The sequence below is a fragment of the Nocardioides sp. genome (assembly GCF_050246775.1).
GTDB lineage: Bacteria > Actinomycetota > Actinomycetes > Propionibacteriales > Nocardioidaceae > Nocardioides.
The window spans coordinates 190,300-213,049 of sequence record NZ_JBFWVK010000005.1; the positions used below are offsets into that span (position 1 = coordinate 190,300).

A 22,750-nucleotide genomic window follows, 5' to 3' on the forward strand; every position below is an offset into this window, starting at 1 on the left:
TCGTCACTTGAAGCCCACCCGTCACATGCGTAACGTCGATGGCTTGTCGTGCCACTGCCCGACCGGAAGGGACTTCCCCATGACCTTCACGACCCGCACGCTGACCGGCTCCCTGGCAGCCATCCTGGTGGGCACCCTGCTCCTCACCGTGACTCCGCACGCGGACGCCACAGCTCCCTCCCGCGCCGAAGATCGCCACATCGTGCCTCACGTGGTCCGCCCCGGCGAGACGGCCAGCGGGCTGGCGGTGCGTTTCCACGCGTGGACCGCGGAGCTCATCGCCCTCAACCATCTCGGCCCGGCGGCGAGGCTCTACGTCGGCCAGCGGATCCGAATCCCCGTGGTGGGCCCCGCAAAGCCGGGGACCCGCGATCACGCCACCGCCAGCCACACCACCGGCCGCAGCCCCGGCCGCAGCCCCAGCCGCGCGCACGTGCGCGCGGTCGTCGCCCGCACCGCTGAGCGCCACGGAGTCGACCCCGAGCTCGCGCTGGCCGTGTCCTGGCAGGAGGCCGGCTGGCAGATGGGCCACGTGTCGAGTGCCGGCGCGTTCGGGGCGATGCAGGTGATCAAGGACACCGGACGATGGATGGAGATCTACGCCGGGCGACCCCTGCACCTGCGCCATCTCAGGGACAACGTGACCGCGGGCGTCCTGCTCCTGAAGGTCCTGGCGCAGATGACCCGTGGGCGCGGCGACCTGATCGCCAGCTACTACCAGGGGGTGGGCGCGGTGCGCGAAGACGGCTGGTACGACGACACCCATCGCTACGTCGCGAATGTGCGTGCGATCAAGCACCGCCTCGAACGCGGCCTGCCGCCTGGGTGAGCGACCTGCTGCGCCACGCCGCTGACCGCCCGGAAATCGGCCCTGAGGCGGGCGCGACCGTACGATAGGGGTCCGGATCCTTCCCCGTCCGGTCGTCTGGAGGCACGCTGTGGACGTCGACGCCCAGGGGCCATCTCGCGAAGATCGGCGTGATGGCCGAGTCGCTGACCCCCTGATCGGTCGAGTCCTCGAGGGCCGCTATCGCATCGGCCCACGGATCGCCCGCGGCGGCATGGCCAGTGTCTACGAGGCCACCGACATCCGGCTGGACCGCACGGTCGCGGTCAAGATCATGCATCCCGGTCTCGGGGACGACGAGGAGTTCGCGGCCCGCTTCGTGCGCGAGGCGCGCGCGGCAGCCAGGCTGTCGCACCCCAATGTGGTGGGCGTCTTCGACCAGGGGACCGATCAGGGGACCGTCTTCCTGGCGATGGAGTACGTCCCGGGACACACCCTGCGCGACGTCATCCGCAAGGAGGCGCCGATGTCGCCCACCCGGGCGATGTCGCTGATCGACCCGGTGCTGTCCGCACTCGCCGCGGCCCATCGCGCGGGCCTCATCCACCGCGATATCAAGCCCGAGAACGTGCTCATCGCCGACGACGGCAGGATCAAGGTCGCCGACTTCGGTCTGGCCAAGGCCGTCAGCACCGACACCCAGCACACCGCCACCGGCGGGGTGCTCATCGGGACAGTCTCCTACCTGGCGCCTGAGCTGGTCATCGACGGCACGTCCGACGCCCGCGCGGACGTCTACGCGGCCGGGGTCGTCCTCTACGAGATGCTGACCGGCCACAAGCCCCACGAGGGCGAGTCGCCCATCGCGGTCGCCTACAAGCACGTGCACGAGGACGTCCCAGCGCCTTCCGCCGAGGTCCCGGGGCTGCCGGCGTACGTCGATGCTCTCGTGGCCCGCGGCACCTCGCGCGACCGCAACAACCGACCGGCCGATGCGGGGGTCTACCTGCATCAGGTGCACCGGGTGCGTCAGGCGCTCGCCGAAGGTGTCCAGGACGACCCGGAACTGACCGCCGACCTGATGCCGCTGCCCTCGGCCGACCCGGTGGACGACGAGATCGCCTACGTGCCCGAGGACCTGAGCGAATCGACGCTGGAGCGCATTCCCGCGCTCCCCGAGCACACCGTGACGCTTGCCTCCACCGGACCGGCCACCCCTGCTCCCGGCCGCACCGCCGTTCCGGTGGCTGCGGGCTCCATCACCACACTGCCCCGCAAGCGGTCCCGCCGAGGCATCATCCTCTTCCTCGTGGCGCTCCTGCTCGCCACCGGCGCAGGCGTGGGTGCGTGGTGGTTCGGCTCCGGTCGCTACACCCCCACCCCCAGTGTCATCGGGCTCACCGAAGCCGCGGCGACCAGCAAGATCGAGGCCGAGGGCCTGCAGGCGAAGGTCGGCGAGCGCGTCTACTCGGAGTCCGTGGCCAAGGGCCAGGTGATGAGCACCGACCCCGACCCAGGAGCCAACGTCCTCGACGGCGGCACGGTCACGATGGTCGTCTCGCTGGGCAAGGAACGCTACGACGTGCCCAAGCTGAGGGGCAAGACCGAGGACCAGGCGCAGGACGCGATCCTCGCTGCCAACCTGAGCTTCGGCCGCAGCATCGGCCAGTACAGCGAGAAGCTTCCCGAAGGCACCGTCATCGGGTCGGATCCGAAGGCCGGCCTGAGCGTGAAGCCGGACACCGCGGTCGACCTGATCCTGTCCAAGGGACCACGTCCCATCAAGATCCGTGACTTCACCGGTCGAAGCGCCGACCGGGCCGAGTCGGTGCTCAGCGGTCTCGGACTGGTCGTGAACCGCTCCGAGGAGTACAACGACAGCGTCCCCGAGGGCCGGGTCATCTCCCAGGACCCCGACTCCGGCACCCTGTTCAAGGGCGACGACGTCACCCTGGTGGTCTCCCAGGGACCCGAACTGGTGGAGATCCCCGGTGGCCTGATCGCGAGCGGCGTCGAGTCGGCGAGGACCACCCTGGAGGACCTCGGCTTCCGAGTCGACGTCAAGCAGTCCGACAACTCACTGGGGCTGGGCTTCGTCTACTCCGTGTCGCCGGGGCAGGGTGAGATGGTGCCGAAGGGCAGCACCATCACGCTGTACCTGATCTGACATCTGGTTTCCTGTCTCCATGCCCACCACCGATGCGCTCGAGCCTGCGCGGCGCAACCCGATCGGGACCCACGTCAAGGTGGGCCGCGGGCTGGCCAGCGGGGCTTTCGTCACCGCCTCGGAGCTCGGCTGCGAAGCCGTCCAGGTCTTCGTGGGCAATCCGCGGGGTTGGGCCCTGTCGGGCGGGGATCCTGCTGAGGACCGTAGGTTCCGCTCACTGACCGAGGCGGCCGGGATGCGCACGTTCATCCACACGCCGTACCTGGTCAATCTCGGCAGCCCGACCCCGGCCACCTATGAGCGCTCCGTGGCCCTCGTGGCCCACAACCTGCGCCGGGCGGTCGAGATCGGCGCCGAGGGAGTCGTGGTCCACACCGGTTCGTACGTCGATCGTGGGCAACCGGATGACGGCCTCCGTGACCACGCGCTGGCCCAGGTCCGCGAGGGACTCCTGCCGCTGCTCGATGCGCTGGATGACCAGTCACCCTCATTGCTGCTGGAGCCCACGGCCGGCCAGGGACGCTCACTGTGCGCAGGGGTGGAGGACCTCCCTGGATACCTCGCCGCACTGGACTTCCATCCCCGGGCCGGCATCTGCCTCGACACCTGCCACGTCTTCGCCGCGGGAGCACCGCTCGACGAGCCCGGTGGTGCCAGGGACACCGCGGACCGGATCGTGGAGATCGGCGGCGCCGGGCGGCTACGCCTGATCCACGCCAATGACTCGATGGACGTGCGCGGAGCCCACCTCGACCGACACCAGCGCATCGGTGAGGGGCACATCGGCGTCGGGGCCTTCGCAGAGCTCTTCGCCCACCCGGCAACGGTCGGCGTGCCCTTCATCCTGGAGACCCCCGGGTCTCGTGATCTCGGCAACGACGACCTGCCCCTGCTCAAGCGGGTGCGCGCGGCGGCCAGGCCATGACTGAGCGTCGCCTGGCCCTCCTGGCCACCCTGGCCCTGTTGTCGGTCACCGCGTTGTGGGGCTCGACCTTCTTCCTGATCCACGACCTCAGCGACCGGGTCAGCGCCATCGACTTCCTCGCCATCCGGTTCCCGATCGCGACGGTCGCACTGTTCCTGATCTTCCCGAAGGCGGTCAGCCGTCTCGGTCCCGAGGCCCGCCGCCATGCCGTCGTCCTCGGCGTCCTCTATGCGCTCGGCCAGATCCTGCAGACCATCGGGCTGGCTCACACGGCTGCCTCGGTATCCGGGTTCATCACCGGCATGTACGTCGTGTGCACGCCGCTCCTGGCCGCCCTCATCCTGCACACCCGGATCGGTGGGTTGACCTGGCTGGCCGTCGCGCTGGCCATGGCCGGCATCGCGCTGCTGACCTTGCAGCCGGGAGGCTTCGCGTTCGGGTACGGCGAGACCCTGACCTTCATCGCAGCGGTCGGCTACGCCCTGCACATCGTCGGGCTGGGCGCCTGGTCGACCCCGGGCGAGGCGATGGGCATGTCGATCGTGCAGCTGGCCACCATCTCGGTGGTGTGCCTGGCGGGTGCCGCCCCAGGTGGGATCGCCGTACCCGACCAAGGCGGTGACTGGCTGGCGATCGTCTACATGGCCGTCTTCGCCGGCGCCTTCGCCATGGCCGGCCAGACCTGGGCGCAGGCGCACCTATCCCCCACCCGCTGCGCCATCATCATGAGCATGGAACCGGTGTTCGCGGCCACGTTCGCCGTCCTTTTCGGTGGCGAGTCGGCAACCGCCAGACTCCTGGCCGGCGGTGCGCTGGTGCTTTCGGCGATGCTCATCGTCGAACTCATGCCCCGACGCAAGGTCGAGGGCGAAGTGGGCCACATCGCCGTCTGACCCGGTGCACTAATCTGATCGGCGCAGGAGGTGGAAGATGACGTACTGCCCGGAGTGTGGTCACGCCCTCGGGACCAGCAGGTTCTGCACGCAGTGCGGGCGCCCTCACCCGGACGCAACCAGCAAGGCGCCTGAGGCGGTCGCCGACCTCGACAGGCAGCGCACCGACACCGCCGAACGGCCGGCCTTGCGGTTTCCCGACGCGATGCCCGACGTGCCGCCACCCCCGCCGACGTACGGCGCACGGTTCCCGCTGTACGCCGACGAGGTCACCCAGCCACACGCTGTCCCTCACGCGGGACCACCCACGGCGACCCTCTGGGCGGAGCCGCCGAGGCGGCAGCGCTCGCTCTGGCCGGTGTTCGCCGGGGCAGCACTCGTCATCGTGCTGGTGGTCGCAGGGGGGATCTGGCTGCTCGGCTCCGGGGACGACTCCACCACGGCCGAGCCGGGCGCCGAGCCCTCCGCGGGGTCGGCGAGCACCAGACCAGGGACGGGCGAGCCTGAACCGGCCCCCGACGACCCGGTGGAGCTGGCCGGTGGTTCGCGCGCCGAAGCACCGATCACCGCTCCCCCGAACCTCGACGTCCGGGGCAACCGGGTGCGCTACGACGCCGCCAACATGCTCGACCAGATCGCCTCGACGGCCTGGCGGATGCCCGGCGACGGGACCGGGCGCACGCTGACCTTCACGCTGCCCTCTGAGTCGGTGCTGACCCGGGTGGGCCTGATCAACGGCTACGCCAAGCTCGACCGGGCTCCACGAGGGCGTCCGATCAACTGGTACGAGCGAAACCGGCGGATCACCGCGGTTCGCTGGCTCTTCGACGACGGGTCCACGGTGGACCAGCAGCTCGAGGACACCCGGCGCATGCAGACACTGAAGATCGAGCCGACCCGGACCACCAGGGTGCGACTCAGGCTGCTCGAGGTCACCGCACCGGCGTCCAGCAATGGTCGCGACTACACCCCGATCAGCGAGGTCACCTTGATCGGCGGCTAGGTGTGCTCGGCAGGGACGTTCACGGGGTGTTCACTCGGGTCAGGCAAGATGACCCGTATCGTCCCAAAAGGAGCACTATGCCCAAGAAGTCCGGATCGACGAAGAAGCTCGACTCCACCATCAAATCGTTGCGCTCCCAGCTGGAGAAGGCCGAGGCCAAGGCCGATCGCTGGCGGGCCAAGGCGAGGAAGCACGCCGCTGCTGCCGCTGCCAACGCCAAGCAGCTGGCCAAGGCCGAACGGGCGCTGGCGAAGGCGAAAGCCAAGGGCAAGAAGCAGCGGAGCGCACCGGCAGCGAAGCCCACCGCAGTCGAGCCCACCGCAGTCGAGCCGACCGCCGGCGAGGCCAGCCCCGTGGCCAGCCCCGTGGCCGCGGTCGACGCGGTCGACGCGCCCGACGCGACCTGGAACGTCACCCGCCTGCGCGCCGCCGCGCGGGCCCGTGGCATCGCCAACTACTCCCGCAAGTCCAAGGACCAGCTGATCACTGAACTCAGCGACTGACCCCTCTTGGTGGCAGCAGGCAGGATCGTGGCGTGCTCGCCTCCCTGTCTCCCGCGCGTCGACGATTCGTGCTGAGCATCGCCGCGCTGACGGCGATCGCGGTTGTCGTTGCTGTGGCCCTGGGTCTCCGGGGCCGCGACGAGCCGGTGACTCCCGTCGCGCAGGACCGCCCGGGGCCGGTCCTGCTCATCCCGGGGTACGGCGGCTCGACGGCGGGACTCGAGATCCTGGCGGCTGCGTTGCGTGAGCGGGGTCGCGACGCCACCGTGGTGGAGTTGGCGGGCGACGGCACGGGCGACCTGAACGAGCAGGCACAGGTGGTGGAGGACGCCGTACGGCGCGTCCTCGACCGCACGGGGGCACCATCGGTCGACCTGGTCGGCTACTCGGCCGGCGGGGTGACGCTACGGCTGTGGATGAGGGACCACGGGGGCGGCAACGTCGCGCGCCGTGTGGTCACCCTGGGTTCTCCGCACCACGGCACTGACGTGGCCGCCCTCGCCCTCGACGTCGCCGGCGACCGGTGCCCGGTCGCCTGCCAGCAACTGGCCACCGACAGTGATCTGCTGCGCAGCCTCAACGCCAAGGACGAGTCACCGGCGGGTCCTCAGTGGGTCTCGATCTGGACCACCGACGACCAGACCGTCGTCCCGCCCGACTCTGCCTCCCTCGAGGGGGCGCTGGATTTCACGGTCCAGTCGGTGTGCCCCGGTCAGGTCGTCGCCCACCGGGACCTGCCGCGCACGCCGTCGGTGATCGCCATGACGCTGGCCGAGCTCGGAGCGCGCGAACCGGCGATCCCGACCGCGAAGGTGTGCGTCAGTCGGTGATGTCCTTGGTGGTGAAGTTGGCCCAGCCCGCCGCCAGGAACACCACCACGTACAGCACCTGCAGTCCGGCGCCTCGAACCACGTCGCGCCAGAGGATCGGATCGCGGAAGAGGTCCACGAACGCCAGCCAGTAGCGCGTCGGCAGCCAGGGTTGCAATGCCTGAGCGGCGTCCAGGGTGAGGAGCAGGGACGAGGCGATCAGGACCGCCAGTGCGCCCAGGGCAGCGGCCAGAGGCGTGTCCACCACCGTGGACAGGAACAGGGCGATGGCTGCCACTCCGAGCATCGAGAGCATGGCGTAGGCCAGCGCCAGGAGGGTGCGCAGCACGAGTTCCCGGGTGGACAGGCTGGTGCCCGAGATGCTGGTCGACCCCGCCGCGACCTGCTCGTTGCCCAGCAGGAGAGCGCCGAGGACGTAGGCCGAGGCGGCCACCACGACGACCGTGAGCAGGACGAACGCCATGACACTCACCAGCTTCGCGACGAGCAGCCTGGTCCGGCCCACCGGGCGGATCAGCATGTAGCGCAGGGTGCCCGCCTGTGCCTCGCCCGCAATCGCCTCTCCGGCGGTGATGGCGACCGCGATCGGCAGCAGCAGCGGCACCACGATGGCGATCGCGGCAAGGGGGAAGAGGGTGCCGTCGGTCAGGACTGCCGACAGGAATGCCGGCCCGGTGCCCGGACGTGGACCCACGTCGGTGGTGCCCAGCAGCACCGCCACGAGGGTGGGCAGGGCATTGATGAGCAGGATCGTGACCCAGGTCCGCCTGCTGCGGACCATCTTGCGCAGTTCGACGGCGATCATGACAGCTCCACCCGGTCGGGGCTGGCCTGCGTCGCGGCCAGGACGACGTCCTCGAGCGAGTGTCGTTCCGGGGTCAGCACCTCCACGCGGACACCGGCCTGCACCAGGCGGGCGTTGAGCGCGGCGGCGTCGCTGACCCGCACCAACATGCTGGAGGCGTCGTGGGCCTCCACCTGACCGTCGAGCAGGGTGCGGGCCCGGGCAACGTCCGGGGTGCTCACGAAGATGCGTCCGGTGGGCTTCTGGAGCTCGCTCAGCTGGTCCTGAAGGACGACCCGACCACGATCGAGCACGCCAACCCGGGTGCACAGCTGCTCGACCTCGGCGAGCAGGTGACTGGACAGGAAGATCGTGGTGCCCCCGGCGTGCAGGTCGAGCAGGAGGCGGCGGATCTCCCGGATGCCCTGCGGGTCGAGCCCGTTGGTGGGTTCGTCGAGGATCAGCAGCCGAGGTCGGCCCAGCAGCGCGTTGGCCAGCCCGAGTCGCTGACGCATGCCCAGGGAGTAGGCGCGCACAGGTCGCTTGTCCACCCCCCCGAGACCGACCTGCTCCAGCACGTCGTCGACTCGACCAGCCCGGGTGCGTCGCTCTCCCGCCGCTCCCATCGAGTCGAACAGCGCCAGGTTGGCACGCCCGGACAGCTGGGGGTAGGCAGCAGGACCTTCGACAAGGGCGCCGACCTGCGGCAGCACCGTGCGCGCCGAAGCCGGCATCGTGTGCCCCAGCACCTCGACGGACCCCGACGTGGCGAGCACCAGACCCAGCAGCATGCGGACGGTGGTCGTCTTGCCCGAGCCGTTGGCTCCGAGGAAGCCGTAGATGTCACCCTCACGAACGTCGAGGTCGATGCCGTCGACCGCGGTGATCGGCCCGTAGCGCTTGGTGAGCGAGGTCGTCCGGATCATCGGCGACCCTCGACCTGGTCGTCGAGGGTGCGGGCGGCCCTCTGGAGCGTCTCCTGGGTGACGGTGCCCGCCACCAGCCAGCCGGCGCCACCCGGCAGGTCGGTCAGGAGCAGTCCGAGCGGGCCGACCTGCACGAAGCTGCCCTGCGCCAGGGCCAGCGAGCCGGGAGTGACCGCCAGTTGCTCGCGCAGGGGCTCGGCGGCACGGTCCCACAGGGGGATCGCGATCAACTGGGTGACTCCGGTGCCGTAGACCCCCACGGCGCGACGCGAGTCCGCCGACCTGGACAGCCCGGCGAGCTGCGAGGGAGCCACGACGTCGGCGTACTGGTTCGCCGCGTCGGCGATGTCGAGCACGTCGTCGAAGGACACGTCGGCGCCGGGAGGTGGGGTGAAGGCCGTCAGCGACGACGGCGGCGTGGCCGCCGAGAACTCCTGGAACTCGGTCGTGAAGGCTGCGGGTTGACCGTCCTCGGCGTACACGTCGAGCCGCAGCGGGATGCCGCTGTCCGGCTCGACCCACAGGTCGACGTGATCGATGCTGGACTGGGGTGATCCCGGGGAGACTCGCAGGCCGAGGGCGTCTCGCCCGGCGACCGTGCGCGCCGGCAGCCGGGAGAGCTCGTCGGCGGCGACATCCTCGAGCAGCCGGTGCCCCAGTGCGGGTGGGAGCAGGTCGGCGGTGCGCGGGAGCCGGATGTCGGGGTCCACGTAACGGGTGGCCTTCGCCGACTCATAGCTCCACCGCACGGTGGTGTCGTCCCGGTGGATGAGGTCGGTCTCACCCGCGGCAAGCAGCTTGTTCACCCGCCACTGGTCGCTGCTGCGCCACCAGACACGCATCCGGGTGCGTTCACCGAACAGGTCACCGACATCGGTGAACTGGTCGGCCACGGGCAGCTGCAGGGTCCCCAGGGTCTCGACGTAGCCGGAGTAGGCGGCATCGGAGGATCCTTCGACCCGCGAGAGCAGCTCGGCCGCGCTGACCTCCTCCTCGGAGGCCGGGAGCGAGCGCCAGACCAGCAGGGTGCCCGCCCCCAGGACCACACCGAGCGCGACGATGCACCAACGGTGGAGAGCGGTCATACGCGCAGGCTACGTCGGGCGCCCTGATCCGGCGGTGAGATCTGCCAGCACGGCCGCCGCCCGCTGGGCAGCCGCCGTGTCCACGTCGAGATGGGTGACGATCCGCACGGCGGTCGGTCCCACAGCCGAGACCAGCACACCCTGCTCCGCGGCCTGCCGGACGAAGCCCGGGGCGTCGGCGCGAGGGACGACGACGATGTTGGTGTCGACGGTGGCCGGGTCGACCCCGCACGCCTCGGCCAGCAGCCGGGCGTGGGCATGGTCCTCTGCGAGACGCTCCACATGGTGCTCGAGAGCGTGCAACCCGGCGGCGGCCAGGATGCCGACCTGCCGCATGCCGCCGCCCATGCGCTTGCGCCAGGTGCGGGTCTCGTCGATGGCAGCCTGACTGCCCACCACGAGGGAGCCGACCGGTGCCCCCAGTCCCTTGCTGAGGCAGACGGCGAGCACGTCGGCGAGACGGCCGTAGTCGGCGAGCGAGGTCCCGGTGGCCACGTGGGCGTTCCAGATCCGGGCTCCGTCGAGGTGGATGGCGACACCGCGCTCGTCGGCGAAGGCACGCAGTGCCCGGAGGTCGGCGAGCGGCTGGATCGAACCACCGCCGAAGTTGTGGGTGTTCTCCACCGAGATCGCCGTGGTGGGCACGAAGAACGGGCCCATGTCGGGAGCGAAGATCCGCTCGATCATGGGCTGGTCGATAGCGCCACGGTCCCCCGTCCAGGTGCGCATCGTGATCCCGGAGTACGCCGCGTGGGCACCCAGCTCGGCCCGGGCGATGTGGGCGCTGGACTCACACAGCACCTCCTGCCCGGGACCGACCAGGGTGCGGACGGCCAGCACGTTGGCCATGGACCCCGTGGGCGTGAACAACGCGGCCTCGTGACCGAAGAGCGCGGCCACCTGCTCCTGGAGCCTCCGGACGGTCGGATCCTCGCCGTACACGTCGTCGCCGACCTCGGCGCGGGCCATGGCGGCCCGCATCGACTCCGTGGGTCTGGTCAGCGTGTCGGAGCGCAGGTCGACCCGCGACCGGTCGCCCAGGCTCATGCCTTGCGCAGCATCTCGGCGACCAGGAAGGACAGCTCCAGCGACTGCACCCGGTTGAGGCGCGGGTCGCAGGCCGACTCGTAGCGGTTGCCCAGGTCGACCTCCAGCAGCTCCTCGCCGCCACCCACACACTCGGTCACGTCATCACCGGTGAGCTCGACATGCACGCCCCCCGGCCACGTGCCCAGGGCGCGGTGCACATCGAAGAATCCCTGAACTTCCTCGATGACGTCATCGAAGCGGCGGGTCTTGTAACCGGAGGAGGCCTCGAAGGTGTTGCCGTGCATCGGGTCGCAGACCCAGGCCGCCTGGATGCCGGCGGCGGTGACCTTCTCCACCAGGTTGGGCAGCCCGTCGCGGATGCGGCCGGCACCGAAGCGCGTGATGAAGGTCAGGCGACCCGCCTCGTTGTCGGGGTTCAGCTTCGCCGCCAGCGCGAGGGCGTCGTCCGGGGACGTGGTCGGGCCGAGCTTCACCCCGATCGGGTTCCTGATGTGGCTGAGGAGCTCGACATGCGCGCCGTCCAGCTGCCGGGTGCGCTCACCGATCCACATGAAGTGACCCGAGACGTCGTAGGGCTGCTGGGTCCGGGAGTCGATGCGGGTCATGGAGTGCTCGTACTCCAGCACCAGCGCCTCGTGGCTCGAGTGGAAGTCGACGCGGTGGAACTCGTCCGGGTCCGCGCCGATGGCCTGCATGAACGTCAGTGCCCGCTCGATCTCGTTGGCCATCGCCTCGTACTTCTGTCCCATCGGCGACTCACGCACGAAGTCGGTGTTCCAGGTGTGCACCTGACGCAGGTCGGCGTAACCACCGGTGACGAAGGCGCGGACCAGGTTGAGGGTGGCCGCGGAGGAGTTGTAGACGTCCACCAGTCGCTGCGGGTCGGGGATGCGGGAGGCGGGAGTGAAGTCGAAACCGTTGACCGCGTCGCCCCGGTAGGCCGGCAGGGTGACGCCGCCACGCGTCTCGTCGTTGGAGGAGCGGGGCTTGGCGTACTGTCCGGCGATCCGACCCACCTTGACCACCGGCACCGAAGCGGCGTAGGTGAGGACGACCGCCATCTGCAGCAGCACCCGCAGCTTGTTGCGCACGTTGTCGGCCGTGACGCCCTCGAAGGTCTCGGCACAGTCACCGCCCTGCAGCAGGAACGCCTCGCCCCGGCTGACGGCAGCGATCTTCTCCTTCAGCTCGTCACACTCGCCGGCGAAGACGAGCGGCGGCACCGTGCGGAGCTTGGCGACGGCTGCGTCGACGGCCGAGGAGTCGGGGTAGGACGGCTGCTGGGCTGCGCCCATGGCGTGCAGGGAGGCAAGGTCGGGGATGCTGCGAGTCACCGGCCCAGCCTACGCGTCGAGGCGTGAGCGCTGCGCCCACGGACCCGACCGTGGACGCCTGATCGCCTACTCGAGGTGCTCGATGTCGCGGAACCCGGTCTTCTTGGCCCGGATGCCGCGGTTGGTGAGCCAGGTCAGGGCCCACAGCACGATGCCCAGCGCGAGCAGTCCGGCTGCGATCTTGTACTGCACGTAGTCGGCCTCGTTGCGCGCCCACGGCCCGACCAGGAAGGCGCACGCCACGGCTCCGATCACCGGGATCGCGGTCGGCGCGCGGAAGCGACTCGGAGTGGGATCGCGGCGCAGCACCAGGCAGGCGACGTTGACCACACTGAACACGCACAGCAGCAGGAGTCCCGTGGTGCCGGACAGCGCAGCCACGATGGTGCTGTCGGACTGGGTGCTCACCACGATGATGAGTGCCAGCGCCAGGACCGTGGTGAACAGGATCGCTGCCCAGGGGGAACGACGCCCCGGGAGCACCCTGCCCAGCGAGCGGGGCAGGACATCCTGCTGTGCCATGCCGTAGATCAGGCGGCTGGCCATCAGCATGTTGATCAGGGCGGTGTTGGCGACCGCGAAGACGGTCAGGAACGGGAACAGCTTGTCGATGGGGATGTCGGGTGCCCCGATGCGGACTACGTCCAGGAGGACCCCGGCATCCGGGTTCTCCGGGGTCAGGATGTCGCCGGCGGGGATGACCGCGACCACCGAGACAGCCACGAGCATGTAGATCACCACCGCGATCCCGAGGCCGGTGAGCATGGTGCGCGGGAAGATCTTCTCGGGCTCCTGGGTCTCCTCGACCATGTTCACGGAGTCCTCGAAGCCGACCATCGAGAAGAACGCGATGGCGGTGGCGACCGTGACCGCAGCGAACATGCCCTTGTCGTCGGGTGACTCGAAGACCGTGACCCGACCCAGGTCGGCGTCGCCGCGCCCGATCGCCAGGAAGCCGATGGCGATCACGATCGCCAGCGCGCTCATCTCGACCAGGGTGAGCACCACGTTGAACTTGACGCTCTCCCCCACCCCGCGCAGGTTGATCACGGCCAACAGCCCCATGAACAGCAGGGCGACGATCAGCGATGCCGTTGACCCGGTCGGCACACTGCCGAAGACCTCGTCGAGCCCGATGAGCAGGTTGGAGGCCAGCAGGCCCGAGGAGGTCGAGGCGCTGGTGATGCCCGAGCAGACCACCGTGAAGGCCACCAGGAACGTCACGAAGTGGATGCCGAAGGCCTTGTGGGCGTAGAGCGCCGCTCCGGCCGCCTGGGGATACTTCGTGACCATCTCCAGGTAGGAGAAGGCGGTCAACGTGGCCACGATGAACGCCACCAGGAAGGGCAGCCACGCCATCCCGCCGACCTCACCGGCGATCTTCCCGGTCACGGCGTAGACACCCGCGCCGAGGATGTCACCGACGATGAACAACAAGAGGAGCTTGGGCCCCATCACCCGCTTGAGGTCGGGTTCGGAACCGTTGAGATCAGCCTCTGGTGCTGCCTGTGTGCTCATGTCGACCTCCCGAGTCAGGGGCCACTCTGCCGGGAGTCCCTGTCACCGTGCAACCGATCAGCCGAAGAACACCTTGGCCTCGGCGTACTCCTCGGTGCTGACGAGCTTGAGCTCGCCGGTGCCCTCGATCAGCGGCACTCGCACGATGTCGGCACCACGCAGCGCCATCATCGTGCCGAACTCGCCGTCCTTGACCGCCGCGATCGCGTGCAGCCCGAACCGGGTGGCCAGCCAGCGGTCGAACGCGGTCGGAGTGCCACCGCGCTGGATGTGGCCCAGCACGACGGCCCGCGCCTCCTTGCCGGTGCGATCCTCGATCTCCTTGGCGATCCGGTCACCGATGCCGCCGAGGCGCACGTGACCGAAGGCGTCCTTCTCGCCCGAGACCAGCGTCATGTCGCCACCCTCCTTGGGCACCGCCCCCTCGGAGACCACCAGGATCGGTGAGTACGTCGATTCGAAGCGCGACTCGACCAACGCGCAGACCTCGGCGATGTCGAAGGGCTGTTCGGGGATCAGCACCGTGGAGGCACCCCCCGCGATCCCCGCGTGCAGCGCGATCCACCCGGCGTGGCGTCCCATCACCTCCACCACCAGCACCCGGTGGTGGGACTCGGCGGTGGTGTGCAGCCGGTCGATGGCCTCGGTCGCGATGTTGACGGCCGTGTCGAAGCCGAACGTGAAGTCGGTGCCGGACAGGTCGTTGTCGATGGTCTTGGGAACCCCGACGACGTTGACGCCGAGCTCGGCCAGCTTGGTCGCCACCCCGAGGGTGTCCTCGCCGCCGATCGCGACCAGGGCGTCGACCCCGTCAGCGGCCAGGTTGTCCTTGATCCTCTCGACGCCACCGTCGACCTTGAAGGGGTTGGTGCGCGAGGAGCCCAGGATCGTGCCGCCACGCGGCAGGATGCCGCGACACTGCTGAACGCCCAGCTCCATGGTCAGGCCCTCGAGGGGACCCTTCCAGCCGTCTCGGTAGCCGACGAACTCGAAGCCGTACTCACGGACCCCGCGTCGTACGACAGCGCGGATGACCGCGTTGAGTCCTGGGCAGTCGCCACCACCGGTGAGCACGCCGACGCGCATGGGATTCTCCTTGAGGTTGGAACGTTCACATGACCGACGTCACAGCCTGCCACGAACCAGCGGGCAAGGCGACCACGACTGTCCGATGGCTGGGAAGCAGCTACCGTGTGCGCATGGAGGATCGCGACGACGTCGACGACGTGCCGGAGCTCCATGCCCATGTGCACGCGATGCAGGGGATCCCGGACGATGCCCGCATGCTCGGCCTGGATCGCAACACCACCGAAGGTGCACTGATCGGCATGGCCGGGTCCCTGAGCGGTTCGAAGCTCTCCCATCGCATCGTGGCGTGGGCACTGTTGCTCGTCTTCCTCGGGCCCTTGGTGATCGGCCTGCTCAACAACCTGTTCTGACCGGTTCAGGGTCCGACCGGCTCCTGGGTGGAGCGGTTGGTGACGACGCCGGCGGCGGCGGGCATCGCACGACCGAGCCGGACGGCGAGGCTGGCACCCACCAGGCTCAGCGCACACAGGGCGAGCCAGATCGCTGCGGCACCCCGCTCCAGGAGCCAGGCGAAGCTCACCGGCGCGAGGGCGCCGGACAGGTTCCAGGCCAGCTGGACCAGGGACAGGTAGCGCCCGTGCAGGTGCTCGGGAGCAGCCTCGACCGACAGGGCCCCGTGGACCGGCCCTCCGGCCACCTCCCCGATCGTGTAGATGGCGGAGCCGACCAGGACGACCGCAGCGGCCAGGGTCGCTGAGAGCCAGTTGGCTCCGAGCAGGATCAGGAAAGACGCGGCGAACACCAGGTTGGCCAACGCCAGGACGCGCCAGCGGACCCGACCGGTCATCGCCTGCACCGCGAGTCCCTGCCCGAAGCCCACGATGACGGTGTTGATGGTGAACAACGCTCCGGTCACCCACCCGGGCAGTCCGAGCACGGTCGTGGCGTAGACCGGCATGGCGAAGTTCAGCGCCATCATCGCCGTGGAGTAGGCCAACTGACAGGCGAAGAGCCAGCGGTAGGGACGATCGCGGAGCACGACCGCCCAACTGCCGGGTCGGCGCGCGTGCGGGGTGTGCGCGGTGGCTGGGACGGCCAGCAGCAGGGCGAAGGCGACGACGTACGACGCCGCGTTGACGATCACCACGACCGCATAGGCGGCCGGGGTGCCGATGGTGATCGCCAACCCGCTCACCAGCCCACCGATCGCGAAGCCGACATTGCGCAGGGCCCCGAGGAACCCGAACCACTTCTCGCGCTCACCCGGCACCGAGATCGCCGCCACGATGGTGCCGTAGGAGCCCCAGAACGCGGTCCGGCCAACGGTCACGACCACCGTCCAGACGACGACGCCGAGGAACGAGTCGGTGACCAGGTAGGCGGCGTACCCCAGCGCCTGCAGGGCGTTGCCCGCGAGCAACACCTGCTTGGCGCCGACGCGATCCACGACTCCCCCCACGATCGGCCCGATCGGCAGCGCGAGCACCGACGCCAGCGAGATCGCGGCACCGACCTGCACCAGGGACAGGTCGGTGGTCACCAGGAAGTAGAGGATCGCCACCGGCATGAACACGCCGCTGCCCACGGCGTCCACCGCGATGGCGGTGACGAAGCGTCCATGGCGTCCGACCGACGGGAACCCGAGTCTGTGCAGCACCCGCTCATTGTGCGGCGTCCGCCGTCCATGAGGACATCGGTTATCGGACCGGGACAAGTCAGTAGGCTCATGCCATGACGTTCTCGATCGTGGCCAGGTCAGCAGACGGCGAGTCCTGGGGAGTCGCGGTGGCCTCGAAGTTCCTTGCCGTGGGTTCGGCGGTGCCGGCCGCGGTGGCCCAAGTCGGTGCCATCGCGACGCAGGCCGATGCCAACGTGGCCTACAAGGGGATGGCGCTGGCGCATCTCGACGAGGGCGCGACCGCCTCGGTGGCACTGACCCGCCTGCTCGAGGAGGACGACGGCCGAGAGCACCGCCAGGTCGGCATCGTGGACGTGGACGGCGCAGCGGCCACCCACACGGGCTCCGAGTGCCTGGACTGGGCCGGCGGCCGGACCGGTGCTGGGTATGCGATCCAGGGCAACATCCTCACCGGTCCCGAGGTCGTGGCCGCCATGGAACGAGCCTTCCTCGACTCCGAGGTCGACGGACCGCTCGAGGACCGGCTGCTCGCGGCGCTGGAGGCAGGGGACGCGGCCGGTGGCGACAGCCGCGGTCGGCAGTCCGCGGCGCTGCTCGTGGTTCGCGACCAGGCCGGCTACGGGGGCAACGACGACATCGCGGTCGACCTGCGCGTCGACGACCACCCCGATCCGTGCCACGAGCTCGCCCGGCTGCTCGAGCTCAACAGGCTCTACCTGACCGCGTCGCGCGACGACGAGAAGGTGGAGGTCACCACCGAGCTGCGCGACGAGCTCGAGGCGGCCGCACGGGCCGCCGGCTCGCGGGACTTCCTGGCGTGGGTCGGGACCGAGAACTATGAGATGCGGGTCGCAGCGGACGCCTCCTGGATCGACCGCAGGATTCTGGCCATCCTGCGCGACTCCTGACCGGCCCGGCGATGCTCCGGCTCCTCCTGGGCGAACATCAGGTGAGCGCCACGCTCGGCCCGCTGGTCGGGGTCGAGCCCTACGACGAGACCCCCGACTCGGTCTGGAGAGCCGCGCTGACCGCCACCCGCGCCGTCCTGGGGGCCGGACCGTACGTCGTGTCCCTGCTCGAGGTGGTCTGCCCGGGCGACCTCGTCGCGGTGTGGGACGTCGAGACCCTCGGGTCACCGAGCCCCCTCCTGGAGCCGGCCGAGCTCGACCTCCTCCCCACTCAGGCACCCCACACCTGGGCACTCGTGGAGCAGGGCCGCTACGCGGTGGGCACTCTCGAGTCCTACCTGGTGGCGCGACTGACCCGGGGCACCTGGCACGTGAGCGTCAAGGCTGATCTGGCCGCACCGGCCGTAGCGCTGCCCGAGAAGGTCGCTGCGGGGACGATGGTGGGCCGGACCGAACCCTCGGTGTTCCTGGGCCTCGACGTGCCGCTGCGGTTGGGCGCCTGATCATCGCTCGAGTCGGGCGACCGCGGCGGCGGCGGCATCGCGGTCGCGGGTGAGGGCGCGCACCGTGTCCTCGGCCTCCGCCTTGGTGTCCTCGGCGTCGGAGAGCTCGTCGTCGACCTCCTCGCTCGCGGCGTCGAGCTCGACGAGCTTGCGCTTGAGCTCATCGATCTCGGCCTGGAGCTGCATGGAACGCGCCTCGAGCTCGGCCACCTCTGTGCTGGCCCGGGTGAGCGCGGCGGCGGCTTCGGCAACCTCTCCCTCGGCTTCCTCGAGCGTTCGCTGCGCCGCCGCCAGTGCCTTGGCGTCGGCATCCGGATCCGGCACCACGTGCAGCTCGGGGCGCGCCACGGGCTCGGCCACCGTGGTGCTGGCGGTGAAGCCCAACGCTTCCGCGACCGCGACCGAGATGTCCACCTCGCCGACGCCGGTGGCACTCAACGGGGCCACGAGCAGCCCGCTGCGGACCGCTGCCGCTGCGCGCTCGTCGATCATGGCCGCGGTCAGAGTCGCCTCCACCTGGTCCGCCACGGCCGAGGTGACCTTGACCCCGGCCTCGCCGGCGAGGGCGCGCGCCTGGGTCGTGACGGCCGCGGTCAGCTGACGTCGCTGCCGGGTCAGGTTTCTCAGCTCGTCACCGTCCAGGCTGGCCTGGGCCTCGCGCAGGGCGACACCGACCGTCAGGACCTGGTCGACCTGCGCGGTCTCGCGGCGTACCAGCAGGTTGACCACCCAGGCCGCCAACGACGGCTTCTTGAGGGACTTGACGGCCACGGACAGTTCCTTGTCGTCGGCCTTGAGCTGTTTGGCCAGGTCGTCGCGCCGGGGTGTGAAGTCGGGCAGACCCAGGGCGTAGAGCTCGTCCGCGAGTTCGAGAAGCCGGTTCACGGTGCTGACTCTATGCACGCGACGGGCGCCGCGGGAGTCAGGGACGACCGGCGTCGGTCCAGGCCCGGTGGGCGGCGAGGGTGCGCTCGAACAGTGCTCGCAGCGCCTGAGGTTCCACATCGTCCACCGGGAGCCCCACCGCATCGATGAGAGCCGAGCGCCAGTCGGCGTAGACGGCCACCTCCTGGGCCTCGGTGCGGTCCGGCAGGACCCGCGACAGCATGCACCCGCGCAGCACGTCGACACCGGCGGCGTCGCGGCGCAGCACCGCGAGGATCCGGACGAACCCCGACGCCGGATCGGTGGACAGCACCCGGTGGGCGGGCGCGACCGCCCGCGGGCCGGCGTCCAGTGGGCTCACCCTGACTCCGGCGAAGGTCCCGGATGGATCATGACGAAACGTCCACCCGGACTCGGTGACGTCCTCCAGCGAGTACTCGAAGCCTGCCGGGTCCCGCACGGCACCGGCCACCAGGGGCAGTGGGGCATCGAACGCGTCACCGAGGCCCACGTCGAACCACCACGGTGGGCCCGCGGCACCGGGGACGCGCACCAGCAGCACCAAGTGGTTGAGGGCGTCGTCGTCCTCGGCTGCGGCGAACACGTGCCCGTGGCGCCGCTCGACGCCATAACCCAGACCGAGCAGCAGTGCCTCGGCGGCGGTGTTCTGGTGGAAGCAGTAGCCCAGACGCCCGGTGCGGCCCACCCGCTCCAGGCAGGAGGCCCGGTCCACGGGGTCGGGGTCACCGAGCTGGATGGACAGGTTGTCGTAGGGGATGAACCTGAGGTGGCGGCGGTGCAGGTCGTGCAGGGTCTCCAGCGTGGGCGGCGGTGGCTCGTCGTACCCCAGTCGCAGGAGGTACGGCGCCAGCTCACTCGTCGTCGTCGTCAAGTCCCTGCTCGATGGCCCAGCGGGTCAGCTCGACCCTGTTGTGCATCTGGAGCTTGCGCAACGTGTTCTGCACGTGGTTCTGCACGGTGCGGTGGGAGAGGAAGAGCCGCTCGGCGATCGCCTTGTAGGAGACCCCCTTGGCCACCAGGCGCAGCACCTCGGTCTCACGCTCGGTCAGCTTCGGGGCGGCGGGGTCGTCGGCAGGTCCGTCGAGGAGTCGGCGGTACTCCCCCAGCACCAGCCCGGCCAGACCGGGCGTGAACACCGTGTCGCCGCGGGCGACCCGGCGGACCGCATCGAGCAGCTCCTCACGCGACGCGGACTTCACCAGGTAGCCGGTGGCGCCTGCCTTGACCGCGTCGAGCACGTCGGCCTGCTCACCGGAGGCCGAGAGGATCAGGACCCGCACCGAGGGATCCTGCTTGACCACCTCGGCGGTCACCTCCACCCCGTTGGGCCCCGGGATCTGCAGATCCAGGACCAGCACCTGGGGACGGGCCGCGGGAAAGCGGGCGAGCGCCTCGTTGCCGTTGGCCGCAACGCCGACCACGTGCAGGCCTGCGGCCAGCAGGTCTCGTTCGACGGCGTCACGCCACATCGGGTGATCGTCCACCACCATGACCCGGATCGGCTGCTCGTCCACGAGCGGCACCCTACCCGGCCGGTCGCTCGTAGCGACCGCGTCGATGCAGGAGCGGCTCGGAGTCGGGACCGACGACCAGGTGCTCGACGGTGCACTGGACCAGTTGCGACCATCCGAGCACCCGGGAGTCGTCGAGAGCCACCCCGGCCCAGGTGCCTGCGCCCTCCAGGAGCGGACCCCAATCGGTCTCGACGAACGTGGCCTGGGCGAACATCCCGCCAGGAGCCGGTGCCTGCCCCGCGAACATCTCCGCGAGCTGTCGATGACGCCACTCCAGCAGCTGGACGACTGCGCGGCCGGTGTCGGTCAGGGCGGCGAGCAGGTCGCCGTCGGGATCGACGAGCGCCACGACCTGCGCCGGCTCCCCCGTGGCGACCATGATGCTCGAGACCGTGAGCCCGGCCCGGCCAGGTCCGGACCCACTGGTCCACAGGCTCACCGCACCACCCAAGCGGCCGCGCAGCCGGCGGGCCTGGTCCGGAGAGGGGTCGAGGAACGGGTTGCTCGAGTGGATGCTCACGGCTTGGGCACCGTCAGCTCCCACTCGGTCCCGTGCGCGCCGGTGTCGAGGTCAGCTTGCCCACCGAGGTCGGACAGCCTGCCCCGGATCGACTCCGAGATTCCGAGCCGGCCCTCGTCGACGGCCTGGTCCAGCCGGCCCTCGGGGATGCCCGGACCCTCGTCACGCACCGAGATGACCACCGATGAGGGCAGGTCCTCGAGGAAGACCCAGGCCGAGGCCAGCTCTCCGACGTGCACCGCCACGTTGTCCAGGCACGCCCCGACGACCGCCAGCAGCTCCTCGACCATGGTGGCGGGCAGCAGCACAGGGGTGCCCGGCGTCACCACGCTCACCTCCAGAGACCGGCCCGCTCCGCACTCCTCGATCGCCGAGGTGAGGTCCCGGGTGGTGTCGCTCGAGGCCTGGACGAGGGCGTCCTGCTGTCGGATCAGGGCGCGCAGGGCCGACTCCTGGTCGCCGGCCAGCCGGGCCAGCTCGACGCCCTCTCCTCCGAGCTCGGCGCCCTTGCGCTTGACCAGCGCGAGCACCTGGAGCACCCCGTCATGGGCGGCCCTGGCCAGTCTCGCCCGCTCCGTGGCCACCGCGGCGGCCCGTTCGGCGCGGTCGCGTTCGGTCGCCATCCGCTGGATCGACTCCGCCAGGTAGCCCACGATCGGCCCGCCGATCATCAGCAGGAAGATGTTGCCGTAGTTGGTCTGGGTGATCTCGTTGCGGATCAGCACGTCGGTCAGGGTGATCAGGCCACTCGCGATCAGGCCACCCTTCCAGTGCCAGTGGATGGCCCAGGCCAGGAGGGTGGCCGCCACCCAGAACCCCGGGACGGTCGCCTGGAGTCCCTCGCCCTTGATCAGCGGTGAGGCCAGCATCAGCCCGATCGCCACCGCCAGGTCGGCGATGAGCAACACCGGGACGCGCCTGCGGCGAGCGGCGTACGCCCAGACGGCGAAGGCCGTCCACAGGACCATCACCACGACGGCGACTGTCCCCCAGGCGGGATGCTCGAAGTTGTCGCGCCGAACGAAGTTGAGGGCGATCCCGTTGAGCAGCAGGACGATCCGGAAGACCGCGAGGGCGCGGTACATCCGGTCCTCGACGGCGACGGCGGCGGGGTCGTCCCACGGCCGGGGCTGTGCGGTCAGGACGCCTTCTTCTCCGGCGCTGCGGGAGCCTCGGCCGGCTTCTTGGACTCCTCCTTGGCGCGCGTCGCGTACATGTCGACGTACTCCTGGCCCGAGAGTCGCATGATCTCGTACATGATCTCGTCGGTGATCGAGCGCAGGATGTAACGGTCGTTCTCAAGGCCCTCGTAGCGCGAGAAGTCCAAGGGCTCACCGAACCGCACCAGGGGCCGGGTGAACGTGCCGAACTTCTTCCCCGGAGGCGCGACCACATCGGTCCCGACCACCGCCACCGGGATGACCGGCGCACCGGTCTCCAACGCCAGCCGGGCCACCCCGGTCTTGCCGCGGTAGAGCTTGCCGTCGTGGGACCGGGTGCCCTCGGGGTAGATCCCGAAGAGCTCGCCCTTGGCCAGGATCTGCTCCGCGGACTTCATCGCCCCCTCGGCGGCGTTGGCCCCCGCCCGGTCGATCGGCACCTGGCCGGCACCGGAGAAGAACTTCTTCTGGAACCAGCCCTTGAGCCCGGGGGTGGTGAAGTACTCGGCCTTCGCGACGAAGGTGACGCGCCGGCTGAGCATCATGGGCATGAAGAGCCAGTCGGCGTAGGAGAGGTGGTTGCTGGCGAGGATCGCCGGCCCCTCGTCGGGGACGTTCTCCACGCCGGAGGCCTGGGGACGGAAGATGACGCGAAGCGCGGGCCCGAGGGCGATCCACTTCATGAACCAATACAGCACGCGATGAGAGTAGCCCCGAAATGCTCCCGATGGGGTGAGCGAAATCGGTCGGGCACTGACAGTGTTGC

Annotated in this window: 24 protein-coding genes; 10 read left to right on the forward strand and 14 right to left on the reverse strand. The window is 70.0% G+C overall.

What is annotated here, in order from left to right; translation table 11 throughout:
• The first annotated feature begins 79 nt into the window (after nt 1-79).
• The 7 genes from AB7I40_RS19510 to AB7I40_RS19540 all read left to right on the forward strand — a co-directional run bounded on the left by AB7I40_RS19510 (nt 80) and on the right by AB7I40_RS19540 (nt 7,108).
• A complete protein-coding gene (locus AB7I40_RS19510) occupies nt 80-829 on the forward strand; it encodes a lytic transglycosylase domain-containing protein (RefSeq protein ID WP_428345258.1) in 750 nt (249 codons plus the stop codon).
• 109 nt (nt 830-938) lie between these two features.
• Nucleotides 939-2,954, forward strand: a complete 2,016-nt coding sequence (gene pknB, locus AB7I40_RS19515; protein ID WP_428345259.1) for a Stk1 family PASTA domain-containing Ser/Thr kinase — start codon at nt 939-941, stop codon at nt 2,952-2,954.
• 19 nt (nt 2,955-2,973) lie between these two features.
• Nucleotides 2,974-3,879: a deoxyribonuclease IV gene (locus AB7I40_RS19520; protein ID WP_428345260.1), complete on the forward strand. Its 906-nt coding sequence runs from the start codon at nt 2,974-2,976 to the stop codon at nt 3,877-3,879.
• A complete protein-coding gene (locus AB7I40_RS19525) occupies nt 3,876-4,772 on the forward strand; it encodes a DMT family transporter (protein WP_428345261.1) in 897 nt (298 codons plus the stop codon). Before AB7I40_RS19520 ends, AB7I40_RS19525 begins: the two co-directional genes overlap by 4 nt.
• A 37-nt stretch (nt 4,773-4,809) precedes the next feature.
• Nucleotides 4,810-5,775, forward strand: a complete 966-nt coding sequence (locus AB7I40_RS19530; protein WP_428345262.1) for an NADase-type glycan-binding domain-containing protein — start codon at nt 4,810-4,812, stop codon at nt 5,773-5,775.
• Between the two features lie 77 nt (nt 5,776-5,852).
• Nucleotides 5,853-6,278: a hypothetical protein gene (locus AB7I40_RS19535; RefSeq protein WP_428345263.1), complete on the forward strand. Its 426-nt coding sequence runs from the start codon at nt 5,853-5,855 to the stop codon at nt 6,276-6,278.
• A 32-nt stretch (nt 6,279-6,310) separates the two neighbouring features.
• Complete coding sequence (locus tag AB7I40_RS19540) at nt 6,311-7,108, forward strand: esterase/lipase family protein (protein ID WP_428345264.1); 798 nt, start codon at nt 6,311-6,313, stop codon at nt 7,106-7,108.
• Here the strand turns inward: AB7I40_RS19540 and AB7I40_RS19545 are convergent.
• From AB7I40_RS19545 to AB7I40_RS19575, 7 genes are all read right to left on the reverse strand, one after another.
• Nucleotides 7,098-7,913, reverse strand: a complete 816-nt coding sequence (locus tag AB7I40_RS19545) for an ABC transporter permease (protein ID WP_428345265.1) — start codon at nt 7,911-7,913, stop codon at nt 7,098-7,100. The genes AB7I40_RS19540 and AB7I40_RS19545 overlap by 11 nt on opposite strands.
• On the reverse strand, nt 7,910-8,818 hold the full coding sequence (locus AB7I40_RS19550; RefSeq protein WP_428345266.1) for an ABC transporter ATP-binding protein: 909 nt from the start codon (nt 8,816-8,818) through the stop codon (nt 7,910-7,912). The genes AB7I40_RS19545 and AB7I40_RS19550 overlap by 4 nt, the downstream gene beginning before the upstream one ends.
• The gene (locus AB7I40_RS19555) at nt 8,815-9,903 is read right to left on the reverse strand and encodes a LolA family protein (protein WP_428345267.1); all 1,089 of its coding nucleotides are present in this window, start codon (nt 9,901-9,903) and stop codon (nt 8,815-8,817) included. Before AB7I40_RS19555 ends, AB7I40_RS19550 begins: the two co-directional genes overlap by 4 nt.
• 9 nt (nt 9,904-9,912) lie before the next feature.
• Nucleotides 9,913-10,950, reverse strand: coding sequence for a threonine aldolase family protein (locus tag AB7I40_RS19560; protein WP_428345268.1), 1,038 nt, complete (start codon nt 10,948-10,950; stop codon nt 9,913-9,915).
• Nucleotides 10,947-12,287 carry a class II 3-deoxy-7-phosphoheptulonate synthase gene (locus AB7I40_RS19565; protein WP_428345269.1) on the reverse strand — a complete coding sequence of 447 codons (1,341 nt, stop codon included), beginning with the start codon at nt 12,285-12,287 and terminating at the stop codon, nt 10,947-10,949. The genes AB7I40_RS19560 and AB7I40_RS19565 overlap by 4 nt, the downstream gene beginning before the upstream one ends.
• Nucleotides 12,288-12,353: 66 nt before the next feature.
• A complete protein-coding gene (locus tag AB7I40_RS19570) occupies nt 12,354-13,805 on the reverse strand; it encodes an APC family permease (protein ID WP_428345270.1) in 1,452 nt (483 codons plus the stop codon).
• A 57-nt stretch (nt 13,806-13,862) separates the two neighbouring features.
• Nucleotides 13,863-14,891 carry a 6-phosphofructokinase gene (locus AB7I40_RS19575; protein WP_428345271.1) on the reverse strand — a complete coding sequence of 343 codons (1,029 nt, stop codon included), beginning with the start codon at nt 14,889-14,891 and terminating at the stop codon, nt 13,863-13,865.
• 113 nt (nt 14,892-15,004) lie between these two features.
• Between AB7I40_RS19575 and AB7I40_RS19580 the strand changes: the two genes are divergently transcribed.
• The gene (locus AB7I40_RS19580) at nt 15,005-15,244 is read left to right on the forward strand and encodes a hypothetical protein (protein WP_428345272.1); all 240 of its coding nucleotides are present in this window, start codon (nt 15,005-15,007) and stop codon (nt 15,242-15,244) included.
• A 5-nt stretch (nt 15,245-15,249) separates the two neighbouring features.
• Here the strand turns inward: AB7I40_RS19580 and AB7I40_RS19585 are convergent, their stop codons facing one another.
• Entirely contained in the window at nt 15,250-16,491 is a 1,242-nt protein-coding gene (locus tag AB7I40_RS19585) for an MFS transporter (protein ID WP_428345273.1), read from the reverse strand.
• A 74-nt stretch (nt 16,492-16,565) separates the two neighbouring features.
• On the opposite strand from AB7I40_RS19585, the gene AB7I40_RS19590 reads away from it, so the two are divergent.
• Complete coding sequence (locus AB7I40_RS19590; RefSeq protein WP_428345274.1) at nt 16,566-17,381, forward strand: DUF1028 domain-containing protein; 816 nt, start codon at nt 16,566-16,568, stop codon at nt 17,379-17,381.
• Nucleotides 17,382-17,392: 11 nt separating this feature from the next.
• Nucleotides 17,393-17,884 carry a hypothetical protein gene (locus AB7I40_RS19595; RefSeq protein ID WP_428345275.1) on the forward strand — a complete coding sequence of 164 codons (492 nt, stop codon included), beginning with the start codon at nt 17,393-17,395 and terminating at the stop codon, nt 17,882-17,884.
• Here the strand turns inward: AB7I40_RS19595 and AB7I40_RS19600 are convergent, their stop codons facing one another.
• From AB7I40_RS19600 to AB7I40_RS19625, 6 genes are read right to left on the reverse strand one after another with little or no spacing between them, the layout of a single operon-like run.
• A complete protein-coding gene (locus AB7I40_RS19600) occupies nt 17,885-18,769 on the reverse strand; it encodes a hypothetical protein (RefSeq protein ID WP_428345276.1) in 885 nt (294 codons plus the stop codon).
• A gap of 37 nt (nt 18,770-18,806) precedes the next feature.
• Entirely contained in the window at nt 18,807-19,661 is an 855-nt protein-coding gene (locus AB7I40_RS19605; RefSeq protein ID WP_428345277.1) for an arylamine N-acetyltransferase family protein, read from the reverse strand.
• Nucleotides 19,642-20,280: a response regulator gene (locus AB7I40_RS19610; protein ID WP_428345469.1), complete on the reverse strand. Its 639-nt coding sequence runs from the start codon at nt 20,278-20,280 to the stop codon at nt 19,642-19,644. Before AB7I40_RS19610 ends, AB7I40_RS19605 begins: the two co-directional genes overlap by 20 nt.
• A gap of 34 nt (nt 20,281-20,314) precedes the next feature.
• Complete coding sequence (locus AB7I40_RS19615; protein ID WP_428345278.1) at nt 20,315-20,824, reverse strand: flavin reductase family protein; 510 nt, start codon at nt 20,822-20,824, stop codon at nt 20,315-20,317.
• Nucleotides 20,821-21,909 (reverse strand): MacS family sensor histidine kinase, encoded by a 1,089-nt coding sequence (gene macS / locus AB7I40_RS19620; protein WP_428345279.1) that lies wholly within the window; start codon nt 21,907-21,909, stop codon nt 20,821-20,823. The genes AB7I40_RS19615 and macS overlap by 4 nt, the downstream gene beginning before the upstream one ends.
• 53 nt (nt 21,910-21,962) lie before the next feature.
• Nucleotides 21,963-22,682 carry a lysophospholipid acyltransferase family protein gene (locus AB7I40_RS19625; protein ID WP_428345280.1) on the reverse strand — a complete coding sequence of 240 codons (720 nt, stop codon included), beginning with the start codon at nt 22,680-22,682 and terminating at the stop codon, nt 21,963-21,965.
• Between the last annotated feature and the right edge of the window lie 68 nt (nt 22,683-22,750).

Coding starts and splice junctions, on each gene's coding strand:
- AB7I40_RS19580 (WP_428345272.1), top strand. CDS start 15,005: ATGGAGGATCGCGACGACGTCGACGACGTGCCGGAGCTCCATGCCCAT.
- AB7I40_RS19510 (WP_428345258.1), top strand. CDS start 80: ATGACCTTCACGACCCGCACGCTGACCGGCTCCCTGGCAGCCATCCTG.
- AB7I40_RS19610 (WP_428345469.1), bottom strand. CDS start 20,280: ATGGTGGTGGACGATCACCCGATGTGGCGTGACGCCGTCGAACGAGAC.
- AB7I40_RS19520 (WP_428345260.1), top strand. CDS start 2,974: ATGCCCACCACCGATGCGCTCGAGCCTGCGCGGCGCAACCCGATCGGG.
- AB7I40_RS19555 (WP_428345267.1), bottom strand. CDS start 9,903: ATGACCGCTCTCCACCGTTGGTGCATCGTCGCGCTCGGTGTGGTCCTG.
- AB7I40_RS19575 (WP_428345271.1), bottom strand. CDS start 14,891: ATGCGCGTCGGCGTGCTCACCGGTGGTGGCGACTGCCCAGGACTCAAC.
- macS (WP_428345279.1), bottom strand. CDS start 21,909: ATGTACCGCGCCCTCGCGGTCTTCCGGATCGTCCTGCTGCTCAACGGG.
- AB7I40_RS19535 (WP_428345263.1), top strand. CDS start 5,853: ATGCCCAAGAAGTCCGGATCGACGAAGAAGCTCGACTCCACCATCAAA.
- AB7I40_RS19595 (WP_428345275.1), top strand. CDS start 17,393: ATGCTCCGGCTCCTCCTGGGCGAACATCAGGTGAGCGCCACGCTCGGC.
- AB7I40_RS19590 (WP_428345274.1), top strand. CDS start 16,566: ATGACGTTCTCGATCGTGGCCAGGTCAGCAGACGGCGAGTCCTGGGGA.
- AB7I40_RS19525 (WP_428345261.1), top strand. CDS start 3,876: ATGACTGAGCGTCGCCTGGCCCTCCTGGCCACCCTGGCCCTGTTGTCG.
- AB7I40_RS19570 (WP_428345270.1), bottom strand. CDS start 13,805: ATGAGCACACAGGCAGCACCAGAGGCTGATCTCAACGGTTCCGAACCC.
- AB7I40_RS19560 (WP_428345268.1), bottom strand. CDS start 10,950: ATGAGCCTGGGCGACCGGTCGCGGGTCGACCTGCGCTCCGACACGCTG.
- AB7I40_RS19545 (WP_428345265.1), bottom strand. CDS start 7,913: ATGATCGCCGTCGAACTGCGCAAGATGGTCCGCAGCAGGCGGACCTGG.
- AB7I40_RS19530 (WP_428345262.1), top strand. CDS start 4,810: ATGACGTACTGCCCGGAGTGTGGTCACGCCCTCGGGACCAGCAGGTTC.
- AB7I40_RS19550 (WP_428345266.1), bottom strand. CDS start 8,818: ATGATCCGGACGACCTCGCTCACCAAGCGCTACGGGCCGATCACCGCG.